The 15,325-nt window shown below is 52.9% G+C and carries 13 protein-coding genes, 1 tRNA gene and 1 pseudogene; 11 read left to right on the plus strand and 4 right to left on the minus strand.

Going from position 1 to position 15,325, the window contains the following annotated elements:
* Positions 1 to 13: 13 nt before the first annotated feature.
* The 11 genes from D9980_RS22485 (at position 14) to D9980_RS22535 (ending at position 12,343) form a co-directional block, all read left to right on the plus strand.
* Positions 14 to 1,258 carry an MFS transporter gene (locus tag D9980_RS22485; RefSeq protein ID WP_121608487.1) on the plus strand — a complete coding sequence of 415 codons (1,245 nt, stop codon included), beginning with the start codon at positions 14 to 16 and terminating at the stop codon, positions 1,256 to 1,258.
* An 81-nt stretch (positions 1,259 to 1,339) separates the two neighbouring features.
* Positions 1,340 to 2,200, plus strand: coding sequence for a fumarylacetoacetate hydrolase family protein (locus tag D9980_RS22490; RefSeq protein ID WP_121608488.1), 861 nt, complete (start codon positions 1,340 to 1,342; stop codon positions 2,198 to 2,200).
* Between the two features lie 80 nt (positions 2,201 to 2,280).
* Positions 2,281 to 3,327 (plus strand): [citrate (pro-3S)-lyase] ligase, encoded by a 1,047-nt coding sequence (citC, locus tag D9980_RS22495; protein ID WP_121609073.1) that lies wholly within the window; start codon positions 2,281 to 2,283, stop codon positions 3,325 to 3,327.
* 66 nt (positions 3,328 to 3,393) lie between these two features.
* A complete protein-coding gene (gene citD / locus D9980_RS22500; protein ID WP_121608489.1) occupies positions 3,394 to 3,684 on the plus strand; it encodes a citrate lyase acyl carrier protein in 291 nt (96 codons plus the stop codon).
* A complete protein-coding gene (citE, locus tag D9980_RS22505; protein ID WP_024531090.1) occupies positions 3,684 to 4,559 on the plus strand; it encodes a citrate (pro-3S)-lyase subunit beta in 876 nt (291 codons plus the stop codon). Before citD ends, citE begins: the two co-directional genes overlap by 1 nt.
* Positions 4,560 to 4,588: 29 nt before the next feature.
* On the plus strand, positions 4,589 to 6,112 hold the full coding sequence (gene citF / locus D9980_RS22510; RefSeq protein WP_121609074.1) for a citrate lyase subunit alpha: 1,524 nt from the start codon (positions 4,589 to 4,591) through the stop codon (positions 6,110 to 6,112).
* Positions 6,109 to 6,657: a citrate lyase holo-[acyl-carrier protein] synthase gene (gene citX / locus D9980_RS22515; protein WP_121608490.1), complete on the plus strand. Its 549-nt coding sequence runs from the start codon at positions 6,109 to 6,111 to the stop codon at positions 6,655 to 6,657. The genes citF and citX overlap by 4 nt, the downstream gene beginning before the upstream one ends.
* The gene (gene citG, locus D9980_RS22520; RefSeq protein WP_121608491.1) at positions 6,629 to 7,501 is read left to right on the plus strand and encodes a triphosphoribosyl-dephospho-CoA synthase CitG; all 873 of its coding nucleotides are present in this window, start codon (positions 6,629 to 6,631) and stop codon (positions 7,499 to 7,501) included. The genes citX and citG overlap by 29 nt, the downstream gene beginning before the upstream one ends.
* 25 nt (positions 7,502 to 7,526) lie before the next feature.
* The gene (locus tag D9980_RS22525; RefSeq protein ID WP_121608492.1) at positions 7,527 to 8,105 is read left to right on the plus strand and encodes an alpha/beta hydrolase; all 579 of its coding nucleotides are present in this window, start codon (positions 7,527 to 7,529) and stop codon (positions 8,103 to 8,105) included.
* A gap of 44 nt (positions 8,106 to 8,149) precedes the next feature.
* Complete coding sequence (gene acnB, locus D9980_RS22530) at positions 8,150 to 10,726, plus strand: bifunctional aconitate hydratase 2/2-methylisocitrate dehydratase (RefSeq protein WP_121608493.1); 2,577 nt, start codon at positions 8,150 to 8,152, stop codon at positions 10,724 to 10,726.
* Between the two features lie 183 nt (positions 10,727 to 10,909).
* Positions 10,910 to 12,343 (plus strand): anion permease, encoded by a 1,434-nt coding sequence (locus tag D9980_RS22535; RefSeq protein WP_121608494.1) that lies wholly within the window; start codon positions 10,910 to 10,912, stop codon positions 12,341 to 12,343.
* Between the two features lie 81 nt (positions 12,344 to 12,424).
* On the opposite strand, the gene D9980_RS22540 is transcribed toward D9980_RS22535, so the two are convergent.
* The 4 genes and pseudogenes from D9980_RS22540 to cutA all read right to left on the minus strand — a co-directional run bounded on the left by D9980_RS22540 (position 12,425) and on the right by cutA (position 15,310).
* Positions 12,425 to 12,500: transfer RNA gene (locus D9980_RS22540), tRNA-Phe, on the minus strand.
* Positions 12,501 to 12,680: 180 nt separating this feature from the next.
* A complete protein-coding gene (locus D9980_RS22545; protein ID WP_021807590.1) occupies positions 12,681 to 13,256 on the minus strand; it encodes a transcriptional regulator in 576 nt (191 codons plus the stop codon).
* Between the two features lie 40 nt (positions 13,257 to 13,296).
* Positions 13,297 to 15,011: pseudogene (locus tag D9980_RS22550) on the minus strand (protein-disulfide reductase DsbD).
* Positions 14,987 to 15,310 carry a divalent cation tolerance protein CutA gene (gene cutA / locus D9980_RS22555; RefSeq protein WP_021807588.1) on the minus strand — a complete coding sequence of 108 codons (324 nt, stop codon included), beginning with the start codon at positions 15,308 to 15,310 and terminating at the stop codon, positions 14,987 to 14,989. The pseudogene D9980_RS22550 and the gene cutA overlap by 25 nt, the downstream one beginning before the upstream one ends.
* Positions 15,311 to 15,325 lie beyond the last annotated feature (15 nt).

Raw genomic sequence — 15,325 nt, forward strand, 5'->3', positions numbered from 1 at the left:
ATATGAGGTCATAATGACTGTGTCCAAATCGGCTGATCTGCCAGGAAAAGGCAGCGGTGTCAGTGCCAGAAATTATTATCGCGTAATACTGGCCCTGGCTGTCTCAGGGTTGGCTGAACTAGCCTCTTTATTTTTTATACAACCTCTGCTTCCTCGTTTAGCCATTGAGTATGACGTTGCCGTTAGCCATGTCAGTATTATTCTCTCCGCGGAGACCGCGTTATTGGCGATAGGCTTGCTATTTACCGGCACGCTCTCAGACCGATTTGGACGGAAACGGTTAATTATAGTGTCGCTGTTTACCGGTGGCGTACTCACTCTCCTATGCCCCCTCGTTGAATCCTGGGCGTTGTTGGTGATGCTACGCGGTGTTATTGGGTTGGCGCTCAGCGGTATAGCGGCAGCGGCGACCGCTTATATCAGTGAGGAAGTGGCTCCCGTCGTCGCTGGGGTGGTCACCGGATACTTTGTATTTGGTAACTCGATAGGCGGTATGTCAGGACGTGTTCTAGCCAGCCAACTCATTGACTATGTCTCCATCGACATCATCTTCTACGGCTTTGCCGTGCTTTTGATGCTGGTCTCGTTGATGGTGTATTTTGTCTTGCCGGAGTCCCAAAAATTCCAGGCATCAAAAAGTATAAATTTCACCCGTGTTCTGAAAGAAGGCGCGCAACACTTTAAAAATAAAAAGTTGGCGCTAATGTTTGTCGTCAGTTTTATTATTTTTGGTGTATTTACCTCTTTGTATAACTATCTTGCTTTCTTCTTGGCTAAAGAGCCGTTTAATGTGTCACATGCGCAAGCTGGATTGATTTCATTCAGTTTTGCTTTGAGTTTCTTCACTGCACCACAGGCAGGGCGTTTATCTGCGAAGTTTGGTGGAATGAAAGTATTGGCTGGCCTTTTCGTGATGATGATTGTCGGGATGTTGCTGACGTTGACACAAAATACCGCCGTATTCATTGTTGGTGCAGTCATTTTTACCGGGTGCTTCTTCGGTTGTCACTCAATCGGCTTAAGCTGGGTGAGTAAAAACGCGACCCATTCTCGTGGGCAAGCAACGGGGTTATATCTGTTCTTCTACTATATGGGGGGCTCGGTAATCGGTTATTGCAATGGAATGGTTTTTGCCACATTCGGCTGGCCAGGGATGACAGGGTTCATTATCGCCTTGCTGGGGATTGGGATTGTGGTAGCCAATTATTTAGGGGCTGTGGGTAACATCCAACTTGTCCCCGCCAAGAGTAATGAATAGCCCCGTTTTTAAGCAGTGAATTATTATTGCCGGCAATGAGCGTGTTTCTTGCCGGCCCAGGAAAATCCAATAGGCGCTTTTATGAAACTCGCAAGCTATAGCCACGGTGGTCAAAAAAGTTACGGTATTTATACTCCCAACGGCATTATCGATCTGGGGGATAAAATTGGTGCGCGGTACCCCACTTTGAAATCATTGTTGGAAGGTGATTCTCTTGCGTTGGCTCGTGAATTTATCCGTTGCCAGCCTGATATTTCTCTCGATGATCTTACCTTCCTGCCGGTCATTGAACAGCCAGGTAAAATCCTTTGTGTCGGCATGAATTATGCGGAGAAACGTAAAGAGTTTAATGAACAGAACCCAGCACCCACGTTATTCGTCCGCTTTGCCGACTCTCAAACCGGCCACGATACCGATGTCATCAAACCTGGGTTAACCAAGGAGTTTGATTACGAAGGTGAGTTGGCGGTCATTATTGGTAAGTCAGGTGAGAACATTGGTCGTGAGCAGGCCTTTGAGTATGTCGCGGGTTACAGCTGCTATATGGACGGCTCGGTACGCGATTGGCAGCACAGTTGGTATACCGCCGGTAAGAACTGGCGTAAAACCGGCTCTTTCGGGCCTTTTCTCACTACGGTCGATGAAATTCCCGATCCCCACGCTTTATCTATCCGTACCTATCTGAATGGCCACTTGGTCCAGGACGACCATACCAGCAGCATGATCTACAAAGTCGCTGAATTAATTGAGTACATCAGCACCTTCACCTTCCTCAGCCCTGGTGACGTCATCATCACTGGTTCGCCGGGTGGGGTTGGGAAAAAACGTAATCCTCCACTGTTTATGAAATCGGGGGATTGTATCGAAGTAGAGATTGAAAACATTGGCCATTTACGCAACTCAATTGTTGAAGCCAGTTCACGATGCAACATTCCTGCGTAATAAAACGGGCTCCAGAACATCAGCAGAGATGTCAAAAAGGTGGGAGTGACGTTATGGACGGCAGCCTGGGAGTACCCTTGATGGATATCATTGACTCCGTTGAATTTGAAGTGATTTCAGTTACCGATGATGTCGTTTGGATCGGAGAGATACACTCGTTTTTACAGCATTGCCATCTGGGGGTAGATCGGGACATTGAGCTGTTTGTCATTGCCCGTAAGGGCAAGAACATCATCGCCTGTGCCGGTTTGGCGGGTAACACCATCAAGTGTGTGGCCGTGGATATTGCCTGGCGTGGGGAAAAGCTCAGCGTACGGATTGTCGAAGAGGTGGCTAAGCTGGCCGCCCAGCGTGGCAACATACACCTTTTCTTGTATACCCGCCCTGAAAATAAGATTTTCTTCCGCGGATGCGGTTTTTTCCCGATAGCTGAGGTTCCAGGTATCAGCGTGTTGCTGGAAAACACGCCGGTGGGTATAGCCCGGTATCGCGCCTCGCTCCAGCCGTTCAGGCAGCCGGGCATGCGTATCGGCTGTATCGTGATGAATGCCAACCCCTTCACTCTCGGCCACCGTTATTTGGTCGAGCAGGCACTGCAAGCCTGTGATTGGTTGCATATCTTTGTCGTAAGTGAGGATGTTTCACTGTTCCCGTTCGCGCAACGGTTGGAAATGGTACGCCAAGGTGTGGCCGACCTCAGTGGCCTGACGGTCCACCCCGGCACTTGTTACATGATTTCCCGGGCAACATTCCCCAGTTATTTCCTCAAAGAACAGAAGGTGATTAACGAAACCTATTCAGCGATGGATCTGCTTATTTTCCGCCGCTATATCGCGCCTGCGTTAGGGATCACTCACCGTTTTGTCGGCACGGAACCCCATTGCGCAGTCACAGCACAATATAACGATGCCATGCATTACTGGCTGGAAGGCTCAGACAACGCAATCTCACGGGCAATAAGCGTGGTGGAGATCGACCGTAAAACCACCTTGAATGGCCGGGCGATTTCCGCTTCCGATGTACGCCAGCTATTACGACAACATCAGGCCGAGGCTATTGAGGACATTGTGCCCAAGACCACGTTGCCCTATCTACAATCCTATTGCTTACCGGTCTGTACATCCTGAAATGCGTTCATCAACCGTCAATAAGGTTACCCATTTTACCAATGTCTCGAGGCAGGAATTCATACCATGAAAATAACTAAGGCGGCTCTGGCTGGCACCTTTGAGTCCAGCGATTTGTTGGTCAAGGTGAGTCCGTCAGAGGGAGGGCTGGACGTCGTCATTAACAGTGAAGTGTTCAAGCAGTTTGGTGAGCAGATAGCGGCAGTCGTGCACCAAACCCTGAGGGCGCTCGATGTCACGGATGGGCTGGTGATCATTGATGACAAAGGTGCGCTGGATTGTGTTATCCGAGCCAGGGTTCAGTGTGCGGTGTTACGCGGCACACAGGACGAAACGCTCAACTGGGAGGTGTTGTGATGAAAAAGTTGCGTCGAAGCATGTTATTTCTCCCCGGTTCAAATGCGGCCATGTTGTCGACTGCATTTGTGTATAAACCGGATTCAATCATGTTTGACCTGGAAGATGCGGTGTCTCTGCGGGAAAAAGACAGCGCCCGTATTTTGGTCTTTCATGCACTGCAGCTCCCGATGTATCGCGACATTGAAACGGTGGTACGCATCAATCCGCTAAATACGCCATTTGGTTTGAAAGACTTGCAGGCAGCCGTTCGCGGCGGTGCTGATGTAATTCGTCTGCCAAAAACCGACAGCCCGGATGATATTTACCAACTGGAAAATGAAGTCGCCCGCATTGAAGAGTCTTGCGGTCGCCCTGTGGGATCAACCCGTTTGATGGCGGCGATTGAATCGGCTGTTGGCGTAATCAATGCGGTGGCAATTGCCCGCTCTTCTCCACGTCTGATGGGGATTGCTTTGGCCGCGTTTGATTATGTGATGGATATGCAAACTGAACGGGGTGACGGAACCGAGCTGTTCTATGCCCGTAACGCGGTGCTGCATGCGGCTCGGGCGGCAGGAATTGATGCATTTGATGTGGTGTATTCCGATATCAATGATGAAGCGGGTTTCTTACGTGAGGTGGATTTGATCCGCCGGATGGGCTTTAACGGCAAATCCCTGATTAATCCCCGCCAGATAGAGTTGTTGCATAACGCCTACGCGCCGACACAGGAAGACGTGGATTACGCAGTGCGGGTGATTGCCGCCGCAGAAGAAGGTGAACGTGCAGGACTTGGGGTCATCTCACTGAATGGGAAAATGATTGATGCCCCGATCATTAATCATGCCCGCATCGTACTCGATCGCGCCCATGCATCAGGTGTACGTCAATGATGATTAAACGGAACCAACGGGAAAAGTCGATGATTAATGTAATTGATTCATTGCGCCAGCACTGTGCCGATGAGCATCACTGGACGCTATTCAGTGGTGCCAACGTCCATACTCCTTACCTGGCCGATGCCCGTCAAAAGCATGAGCGCAAACTGTGTGCCAGCCTGGAAGACGCTATTACCCGCAGTGGTTTGCGCGACGGTATGACGATCTCCTTTCATCATGGATTTCGTGAGGGCGATAAAGTCATCAATACCGTGGTGGACCTGCTGGCCAGGCAGGGACTGAAAAACATCACTTTGGCTTCCAGCTCTCTGATGACCTGCAATGCGCCACTGATCGAACATATTCGCAACGGCGTTATCAGCAAAATTTATACCTCGGGCATGCGTGGTCCGTTGGCAGAGGCTATCTCTAACGGGCTGATGAAGGAACCGGTGCAGATCCATTCTCATGGCGGGCGGGTGAAGCTGATTGAAAGTGGTGAAATCACCATTGATGTGGCCTTCCTCGGCGTGCCTTGCAGCGATGAGTATGGCAATGCCAACGGGACAGCAGGCCAGTCACGCTGTGGCTCACTTGGTTATGCGATGGTGGATGCACAGTATGCTCGCCACGTGGTGCTGCTGACCGAGGAAATCGTCCCATTCCCCAATATGCCTGCCAGTATTTTGCAGACTCAGGTAGATAGCATAGTGCAGGTCACGGAGGTTGGTGACCCGGCGAAAATCAGCGTAGGGGCGGCGCGTGTGACCAGTAACCCGCGTGAGCTGATGATTGCCCGAACTGCTGCCGATGTGATCGAGCATTCGGGCTATTTCAACAACGGTTTCTCGCTACAAACCGGCTCTGGTGCTGCATCAACGGCCTGCACCCGTTTTCTTGAAGCCCGCATGCTACGCCAAAACATTGTGGCAAGTTTTGCGTTGGGAGGGATCACCGGCAGCCTCGTCGATCTGCACGAGAAAGGCTTGATTGAAACCCTGCTGGATACGCAAAGCTTTGACAGTAGCGCAGCCTCCTCACTGGCAAAAAATCCGCGACATGTGGAAATTTCGACCAGCGTTTACGCCAACCCGGCAGCTAAAGCGGCCTGTTGTGATCAGTTGGATATCGTCATCCTCAGCGCGTTGGAGATTGACCTCGACTTCAACGTAAACGTGATAACCGGATCGGACGGTGTCATGCGCGGGGCTTCGGGCGGGCATTGTGATGTGGCTGCCGCCGCAAATCTGACCATCGTGGTCGCGCCCTTGATCCGCAGCCGTATTCCTACGGTGGTGCGCCACGTGACGACCTGCGTCACCCCTGGCGAAAGCATTGATGTTTTGGTCACCGACCATGGTATTGCGGTGAACCCTGCACGCCCGGAGGTATACCAACGCCTGTTGGTTGCCGGCCTGCCGCTAATGAGCATTGAAGCACTGCATGAGCGGACATTGGAAATTTCCGGTGAGCCGAAACCCATCGAGTTTGAGGATCGCATTGTCGGAGTGATCCGTTACCGCGATGGTAGCGTTATTGACGTCGTCCGCCAGGTTAAACAGCCATGAGTAACGTCCCTGCTGTTGCGCCAACCCCGGTGACTCTGGAGGCGTTGTTGGCGGCCCGGGATCGACGGGCCGAACGGCAAAGAGTCTGGTTGGCTCGCTGGCAAGAGACCCTGGTTTCACTGACGTTAGTCTGGCCTGGCGAGGTTAAAGATAGCCCGCAAGCCCGTCAGGTCATGCAGGTGGCATTAATGACGTTCGGGCAGTTGGTGCAGGGAGCCGGGTGGGGGATCAGTCAGCATCAGGTTTTCTGGTTGCCTGAAGGCGCGGAGGCTTTCTGGGCGGTAACCGCACCTGCAGCGGCGGTAAAACGTGCCACGATTGCGTTGGAGAACCATCACTCTTTAGGGCGGTTATGGGATATGGATGTTTTTAGCCCACAAGATGGGTTATTGAGCCGCAGTCTTTTCGGGCAGCCCGCTCGTCCCTGTCTGGTTTGCGATGAACCCGCGCATGCTTGTGCCCGTTCTGGCAAACACCCGCTATCGCGGTTGTTACAGAGTATAGAGGACAAGATTGATGACTACGTCAACAGCTCATCAGTGTGAGCCCATTACTGCTGGCGCCATTGCACAATTGTCCGTCGAAGCTTTACGCCGTGAAGTAGAACTGACTCCCAAACCGGGCTTGGTGGACCGGGATGGTAACGGTGCCCATCGTGATATGGATTTGCCGTTGTTTCACCGCAGTATCGCGGCGATAGCTCCCTGGTTCAGTCGTTTCGTCACGGCGGGGGAACTGTCGGCCAACGAGAAAGGCTACGTGGCGTTAAGCAGGGTGAGGCCGGTGGGGTTGGCGTGTGAGCAGGATATGTTCCGGGCTACTGGCGGAGTGAATACTCACAAGGGGGGCATTTTCTCGCTGGGCTTGTTGTGTACGGCGGCGGGGCGCCTGGCGGGGCAGCAGCAAGCGATCACCAGCACCACTCTTTGCCAGGCCGTGTCGTCCCTGAGCGCACATCTGGTGGAGCAGGAGCTGGTTCAGGGGCGTCGGGTTGTCACGGTAGGCGAGCGGTTGTATCAGCAATACGGCATGAAGGGGGCCAGGGGGGAAGCAGCCAGCGGGTTCATGACGGTACGGCAATACGCATTACCGGCGTGGCAGCAGGCTTGCAAAGCCGGCTACGCAGAAGAACAGGTGTTATGGCATGTGCTGCTGACGCTGATGGCGCATAACTGCGATACCAATCTGGTATCGCGTGGCGGGCTTGCTGGCTTGCGCTTTGTGCAACGCCAGGCCCGGCAACTGTTAGAGATGAAGGACGCCGGGCTTGCCGAGCGTCGCAGGGCGTTGATTATGCTGGATCAACGGATGACCGCGGATAACCTCAGCCCCGGTGGCAGTGCCGATCTGCTGGCTGTGACCTGGCTATTGGCTCAGTACCCATGCTGACGGGTTTTAACAAGGATCGAGCCTGATGCACATGACAGAAGTGGACAACGCACTGGCCGAGGTGGCGGCACACCTGACCATGATACTGGTCCCTGGGGTGCGCGACAGCGGTGAGGAGCATTGGCAAAGCCACTGGTCCCGGCGTTTTCCATTGTGGCGCAGGATCCGCCAACGGGACTGGTTTCAGGCCGATTTGGACAGTTGGGGATTAGCCATCCGGCGGGAGCTATTGGCCTGTAAGCAACCGGCCATTTTGATCGGACACAGCTTTGGTGCCTTGGCGTCCTGTTATGTCGTCCAGAGTGGGATTTCGGGAGTGGCCGGAGTGGTATTGGTAGCACCGGCCGAGCCGCTACGTTTTGAATTAGAAGAGCGCATCAATAACCAACCTTTGGCGGTACCGAGCCTGGCATTCGCCAGCCATAACGACCCGTTAATGCGTTTTGCTCGCGCAGAATATTGGGCACAGGCATGGGGTAGTGAGCTGGTTGATGTCGGTGAGGCAGGGCATATCAATGCGGAATCCGGGTTTGGTCCCTGGGACTACGGCCTGACACGGGTGGGGCAGTTTGCCAAGCAAGTGATCAATAAATTCAATGAGTAAAATATTTTTAACATGAATATTTAATGGATTTTCAGGAGAAAGCAATGTTAGCCGACTATAAGCAACATAGCGCTGAGCGCGCCGAAAAAGGCATCCCACCCAAACCGTTAACGGCCGAACAAGTGGTCCAACTGGTTAAACTGCTGCAATCAGCGGTACCGGATGAAGGGGATTTCTTACTGCAATTATTAGCTCACCATGTGCCTTCCGGGGTAGATGATGCCGCAAAAATCAAGGCAGAATTTCTTGACCATATTGCGCAGCAAAAAGCTGATTCCCCACTGATAATCCGAGAAGAAGCGGTGCGCCTCTTAGGTACGATGCAGGGGGGATATAACGTACAGCCACTGATAGACTTGCTTGATGACGGGGTGTTAGCCCCTTTGGCGGCCAAAGAGCTGGCTGCGACGTTACTGGTTTTCGACAAATTTGCCGAGGTTGAAAGCAAGGCTCGGCAAGGTAATGTAATGGCTCAGCAGGTTCTTCTTTCTTGGGCCGACGCGCAATGGTTTACCTCTCGCCCTGCGGTAGCAGAAAAAATCACCTTAACGGTCATGAAGGTGACGGGAGAAACTAATACTGACGATTTGTCTCCTGCGCCAGAAGCTTGGTCACGCCCTGATATTCCACTGCATGCGCTGACGATGCTGAGTGTTCCCCGTGAAGGCATCACGCCCGATCTGCCAGGCATCATCGGGCCAGTCAGCCAGTTAGCGGCGTTAAGCCAGGCCGGTCATCCTTTAGCCTATGTGGGGGATGTTGTCGGCACCGGTTCATCGCGCAAATCGGCAACCAATTCGATCTTATGGTATATCGGCCAGGATATTCCTTTTGTACCCGGCAAACGCTGTGGCGGCATAGTGCTGGCGGGAAAAATCGCGCCGATCTTCTTCAATACGTTGGAGGACTCGGGGGCACTGCCGATTGAAGTAGACGTCACCTCACTGGCGATGGGCGATGTGATCGACCTTTATCCAGCCCAAGGCGAGATCCGTCGCCATGACAGTGAAGAAGTCGTGAGCCGGTTTGTGTTAAAAAGCCCGGTACTTTTGGATGAAGTCAGGGCGGGCGGACGCATTCCACTGATTATTGGCCGTGATCTCACTGCTAAAGCGCGTACTTCATTGGGATTGCCGCCTAGTGACGTGTTTCGGCAGGCTGTTGTTCCGGCAGAAAAGCACACCGGTTATACCTTGGCACAAAAAATAGTGGGTAAAGCCTGTGGCACCGTAGGGGTGCGCCCGGGTCAGTATTGCGAACCCAAAATGAGCACGGTAGGCTCGCAGGACACCACTGGTGGCATGACGAGGGATGAGTTGAAAGACCTTGCCTGCCTGAGATTTTCTGCCGATCTGGTGATGCAATCGTTTTGCCACACGTCGGCTTATCCAAAGCCAGTCGATGTTAATCTGCAACAGACATTACCTGACTTTATGACTCAACGAGGTGGTGTTTCACTGCGCCCCGGCGACGGTATCATGCATTCTTGGTTAAACCGTATGCTAGTGCCGGACACCGTGGGGACCGGGGCTGACTCTCATACCCGATTCCCGATAGGCATTTCATTTCCTGCAGGTTCGGGGCTGGTGGCTTTTGCGGCGGCAACCGGGATTATGCCATTGGATATGCCCGAATCGGTCTTGATCCGTTTTCATGGTGAGAGGCAACCGGGGATCACTCTGCGTGATTTAGTGCACGCCATTCCATATTTCGCCATCAGAGAGGGCCTGCTGACGATTGCAAAGCAGGATAAAAAGAATGTGTTCTCAGGCCGTATCCTCGAAATTGAGGGGTTGACGGGGCTGAAGGTTGAGCAGGCATTTGAACTGGCCGACGCTTCAGCTGAACGTTCTGCGGCGGCGTGTACGGTTAAACTCGGCCAGCCCGAAGTCGAAGAGTATCTAAGATCCAACGTGGCGTTACTGAATTGGATGATGACACAGGGTTATCAGGATCAGCCGACTCTCCGGCAACGAATCAAGGAAATGGAGGCCTGGCTGGCCAATCCTCAGTTATTGAGTGCAGACTCTGATGCCGAGTATGCCGCTGTTATCAATATCGATTTGTCTGAAATAACACAGCCGATCCTGTGTGTGCCCAACGATCCTGATGATGTTCATTTACTTTCTGAAGTGGCAGGCGAAAAAATTGACGAGGTGTTTATTGGCTCATGCATGACCAATATCGGTCACTTTCGTGCCACCGGTAAGCTGTTAGCGCAGCACAAAGGTGAGGTTGCGACACGTTTCTGGCTAGCTCCGCCAACAAAAATGGATGCGGTACAGTTGAGTAATGAAGGTTACTTCAGTCATTTTATCAAGTCAGGAGCCAGGATCGAGCCCTCAGGTTGTTCACTTTGTATGGGGAATCAGGCCAGGGTTAAACCGGGAAGCCGTGTCGTTTCAACCTCAACCCGCAATTTTCCCAATCGGTTAGGTGTGGATGCCAAGGTTTATCTAGCCTCTGCTGAATTAAGTGCGATAACGGCCATGACGGGGCAACTTCCTGAGGTGGAGGAATATCTTGGCTACATGGCGAATATAAGTGATACCGCTCAGGATACTTATCGCTATTTGTCATTTAACCGCATGCCTTTTTATCTGGAGGGTAATGCCAGTTAAATTAATCGGTACGCTGTGCATTCTTGATTAAATGGTCGTGCCTCTCAGGCTTTTATCGGCAATGCCTGAGGGGTATTCGCGTTAATATTATCAAAAATTATCTTAATCCGTTTGAGGGAAATAGGATGGTGAGTTCTATAGCCAATTACTTCAGCGATTAATATGATATCTAGGTGAGTGATTATGATAAAAACCAATGTATGGAAAATGGGATTGATCTTGGTAATCCCTCTGCTGGTATTTGCTATTCCCGCACCCGAAGGTCTTTCTCCAATGGCCTGGAAGCTTTTGGGGATTTATTTGGCAGCGATTATCGGATTGGTGATTAAGCCCTACCCCGAACCGGTGGTTTTATTGACTGCGGTTGCCGCATCCGCTGTGGTGATTGAGACGTTGGGTGATGGCAAACTAAAATTCAGTGCGGCGTTAAGCGGCTATGCATCAGGGACTACCTGGCTGGTTTTTGCCGCATTTACCCTAAGCGCTGCTTTCGTCACCACAGGGCTTGGAAAGCGTATTGCCTATAAACTGATTGGGCGGATAGGCAGTACCACGCTGGGGCTCGGCTATGTCACGGTATTGCTTGATTTGATCCTTGCCCCGGCGACGCCGTCAAACACCGCCCGAGCTGGTGGCATAATTTTTCCTATCATCAATAGTATCGCGGTAGCCTTAGGCTCCGATCCAGAGAAGAGCCCGCGTAAGGCCGGGCGTTTTCTTATGATCAATATCTATATGGTGACGAAAACCACCAGTTATATGTTCTTAACTGGCTTTGCCGGCAATGCGTTGGCATTGAGCCTGATGTCCGACATCTTTCATATCAAGATAAGTTGGCTGGGTTGGGCGTTGGCCGGAGGGATACCGGGGTTAATTATGCTGGCGGTTATTCCCTACATCACTTATAAGATCTCACCCCCAGAGTTGAAATGTATCGACAATAAAACCCTCTCTGCTGAAGGTTTGGCGACCTTAGGCCCTATGACGAAGAGGGAAAAAGGGTTGATGATTATATTTCTGTTGGCATTACTAGGCTGGATATTCTCCGGTGAGTTAGGGATTGATGCGGCGACCGTTGCGATTATTGTGATGGTGCTTGCCTTGCTTTCTGGCGTGGTCAGTTGGGATGATATTCTAAAAAACAAAGGTGGATGGAGCACGCTGATTTGGTATGGCGGGATTATTGGCCTGAGCAGTACCTTATCCAAGACCGGTTTTTTCACCTGGTTAGCCGATTGGTTTTCTCATCACTTTACCTTTAGCGGTTCAGGCAATTACGTGGTGATTATACTGCTGTTGATCAGCATTTTTATCCGCTATCTGTTTGCTTCCGGCGGTGCTTATGTCGCCGCGATGGTACCGGTTTTTGCCACTGTCGGCATGGTGGCAGGGGCACCGCCGATGATCCTGGCTTTAGCCATATTATTTTCCAACTCCTATGGTGGGTGCATTACTCACTATGGTGGCGCCGCAGGGCCTATCGTATTTTCTGCTGGCTATAATGACATCAAATCATGGTGGATCACCGGGACTGTGATTGCCTTACTCACGTTCGTTGTTCACGTGATGATTGGTATGCCGTGGTGGCAGTTTTTAATCAGTCAGGGCTTTTTGTAGAGGGAACGTTTAGCGGGCTTATAGCGGGGAAGTTTTAACCCAAAAGCAAAAAACCCGCCATAGGCGGGTTCTTCTAAATGATGGTGCCCGGACTCGGAATCGAACCAAGGACACGGGGATTTTCAATCCCCTGCTCTACCGACTGAGCTATCCGGGCAACGGGGCGCATTAAACCGTATTGGCCGTGCGGCGTCAACGGATTTGTGACGAAAAACGTGAAAACAGCGCCGATTGCTGGCTTTTCAGGCAAAGCGCGCAGAATACGGCCTTATCCCATTGGTTATCAACGGGCGCAGCATGCAGCGCCCCCTACGTGGTAAGCCCGGTAAGGGAGGCTTTAGCTTAACGCACCAAACTGACGGCACTGGGCAATATGCAAGATATCTTCGGCCAGCCGCTTGGCGACAGCCACATCCTGCAACTGGCGTTTTATCAGCAATTTACTCAGGCAGCCTTCCTGCACCAGTTCCATCTGCTGCGCTACCGAGTCGGCGTCGTCGGCATCCATCTCACGCAATAGATCGCGGGTGAAGTCCAGCGAGGTGATCTTCTGCTGCTCGGCCAGTTGATGGATCGGGTGGTCGCTCTCAGGGAAGAAGCTACAGGCGGCAATAAACAGGCAGCCAGGGTAGCGTTCATTCTGCACGTGCTCAGCCAGTACGTCATAACGCGCCAGCAGCTTTTGCTGCGGGCTCAACGTCTCATCAAGCTGCAACTGGCGGCGCCAGGTATCAATCTGCTGGCCGTGGTAGCGCAGGCAGTCATACAGCAATGCTTCACGGTCCGGCCAAAACGGTTTGAAGTCGCTGTATGGCACACCCAGTTTTTCTGCCAGCATTTCCAAGGTGGTGGTCGCCAGGCCCTGTTTTTCCAACAGCTCCAAGGCTGTATTTAAAACCTGTTCACGTTGCACTAGTGCTCCCTCCAAAAAATGTTCTGAAACTCAGTGTCGTTTACCGAGTGGTTTTCTGCAAATGTGCGTCGAAGGCTTCTGCGTTCATAAAGCCCGTCACGCGGGCTGCGGGTAACTCTTTGCCATCTCGGTCAAAGAACAAAATGGTCGGCAGGCCAAGCACCTGCAAGTGCTTGAGCAAGGCTGCCTGCTCGGCATTGTTGGCCGTTACGTCGGCCTGCAGCAACACCGTATCGGCCAATTGGGTCTGCACCGCTGGATCGCTGAAGGTGTATTTCTCAAACTCTTTGCAGGCGACACACCAGTCCGCGTACAGGTCCAGCATCACCGGCTTGCCCTGTGCCTGTTGTAGCGCCTGGTTAAGCTGCTCAACGTTATTGATACGGGTGAAATTCAGATGCGGCTGGGCCGTCTGCTCAGAAGCAGTGCTGCCGAATGCCCAGTCTTGCAATGGGCGCGCCGAAATCACCAGCGCCGCTAACAGCAGCACCTGGATGGCTCGTGTCCAGCCACGGGATGATTTCAGGCTCAGGACGAATGCCCAGCCGAAGAACGCCAGACCGAGCAGGCTCCACAGGCGCAGCCCCCAGACGTCGCCAATCACCCGCTCAAGCAGGAACACCGGCAGCGCCAGGATCACAAAGCCAAAGGCTTCCTTGACGTACTGCATCCACGGGCCGCTGCGAGGCAGCAGGCGGTTGCCGAACAGCGTCACGATCACCAATGGGATACCCATCCCTAGGGCATACAGATACAACGTGCCGCCACCGGCCCACATATTGCCGCTTTGGGCGATGTATAACAGGATGGCGCTGAGCGGGGCGGTGGTGCATGGCGAGCAGATCAGGCCTGCCAGAGCGCCCATCACAAACACGCCCACCAGCGAGCCACCCTGCTGGGTGTTGCTCCAGTTGGCCAGCCGCGTTTGCAGTGAAGAGGGGAGCTGCAAGGAGTAGCAGCCGAACATGGACAGTGCCAGGGCGACAAACAGCACCGACAGACCGATCAGCACGTAAGGGTGTTGCAGCGCGGCCTGGAACTGCAACCCGGCGGCGGCAACCACCAGGCCGAGCAGGGTATAGGTCAGCGCCATGCCTTGCACATACACCACGGCCAGCACCAGAATGCGCCCGCTGCTGTGTGGCCGCTCACGGCCCAGAATAATGCCGGAAATCAGCGGATACATCGGCAACACGCAAGGGGTAAACGCAATACCGATGCCAATCAACAAGGCCCAAAGGGGGAGAAGGGCAGATTGGCAGGTGCTGTTTCTGCTGGTGCTATGGCTACCGGTGCTGCGGGCTCTGCGGCAAGTGCCACTGCGCTCAGCGGGATCACACGGGTCTCAGGTGGATAGCAGAATCCGGCCTCAGCACACCCTTGGTAAGTGACGCTCAGGCTGGCATTGTCACCCGCCTGCAACAGGGGAATACTCAGGGCCAAGGGTTCCTTGAATATCGCCACTTCACCAAAGAATTCATCTTTATGCTTCAGCCCGGCGGGCAGCTCGAACTGGCCTAGTGTTGCCTGCTGTGGCACCAGCTTGATTTGCTGGCGGTACAGGTAGTAACCAGGGCGGATTTGCCAGCTTAGCGTCAGCTGGGGGCCCTGTTGTTTAAAATCAAAGGCAAATGCCTGATCGACGGGGACGAACTGGTTCCCCGTGCTTTGGCCGAACAGTGAAGCCTGAGCCGCAGTGGGCAGGAAGAACAGGCTGCACAGCAGCAATATCAGTTTAATGAGGCGTTGATCCATGACAGGTAATCTTTATCTCCAGCCATCACCGGCAGCACCAACAGTTCGGGTGTCTGGTACGGGTGATGTTGTTTCAGGTAGGTGAGTAGCGCTTGTTGATGCTGGCGATCGCTTTTAAACAGCATCTGCACTTCGTATTCCTGTTGTAGTTTCCCTTCCCAGTAATACAGCGATGTTGCCCCAGGCAGCAGCGTGGCACAGGCCGCCAGTTTCTCCCCCAGGACGCGTGCCGCCAGCTCTTGCGCTGTGGCTTCATCGGGTGCGGTACAGAGTATGACGATAGCTTCGCAATCAGACATCTTCGGCCCTCTCAA

Origin of the sequence: Serratia sp. 3ACOL1 (assembly GCF_003668775.1) — a bacterium.
GTDB classification, from domain to species: domain Bacteria; phylum Pseudomonadota; class Gammaproteobacteria; order Enterobacterales; family Enterobacteriaceae; genus Chania; species Chania fonticola.

Coding starts and splice junctions, on each gene's coding strand:
- D9980_RS22485 (WP_121608487.1), top strand. CDS start 14: ATGACTGTGTCCAAATCGGCTGATCTGCCAGGAAAAGGCAGCGGTGTC.
- D9980_RS22490 (WP_121608488.1), top strand. CDS start 1,340: ATGAAACTCGCAAGCTATAGCCACGGTGGTCAAAAAAGTTACGGTATT.
- citC (WP_121609073.1), top strand. CDS start 2,281: ATGGATATCATTGACTCCGTTGAATTTGAAGTGATTTCAGTTACCGAT.
- citD (WP_121608489.1), top strand. CDS start 3,394: ATGAAAATAACTAAGGCGGCTCTGGCTGGCACCTTTGAGTCCAGCGAT.
- citE (WP_024531090.1), top strand. CDS start 3,684: ATGAAAAAGTTGCGTCGAAGCATGTTATTTCTCCCCGGTTCAAATGCG.
- citF (WP_121609074.1), top strand. CDS start 4,589: ATGATTAATGTAATTGATTCATTGCGCCAGCACTGTGCCGATGAGCAT.
- citX (WP_121608490.1), top strand. CDS start 6,109: ATGAGTAACGTCCCTGCTGTTGCGCCAACCCCGGTGACTCTGGAGGCG.
- citG (WP_121608491.1), top strand. CDS start 6,629: ATGACTACGTCAACAGCTCATCAGTGTGAGCCCATTACTGCTGGCGCC.
- D9980_RS22525 (WP_121608492.1), top strand. CDS start 7,527: ATGCACATGACAGAAGTGGACAACGCACTGGCCGAGGTGGCGGCACAC.
- acnB (WP_121608493.1), top strand. CDS start 8,150: ATGTTAGCCGACTATAAGCAACATAGCGCTGAGCGCGCCGAAAAAGGC.
- D9980_RS22535 (WP_121608494.1), top strand. CDS start 10,910: ATGATAAAAACCAATGTATGGAAAATGGGATTGATCTTGGTAATCCCT.
- cutA (WP_021807588.1), bottom strand. CDS start 15,310: ATGTCTGATTGCGAAGCTATCGTCATACTCTGTACCGCACCCGATGAA.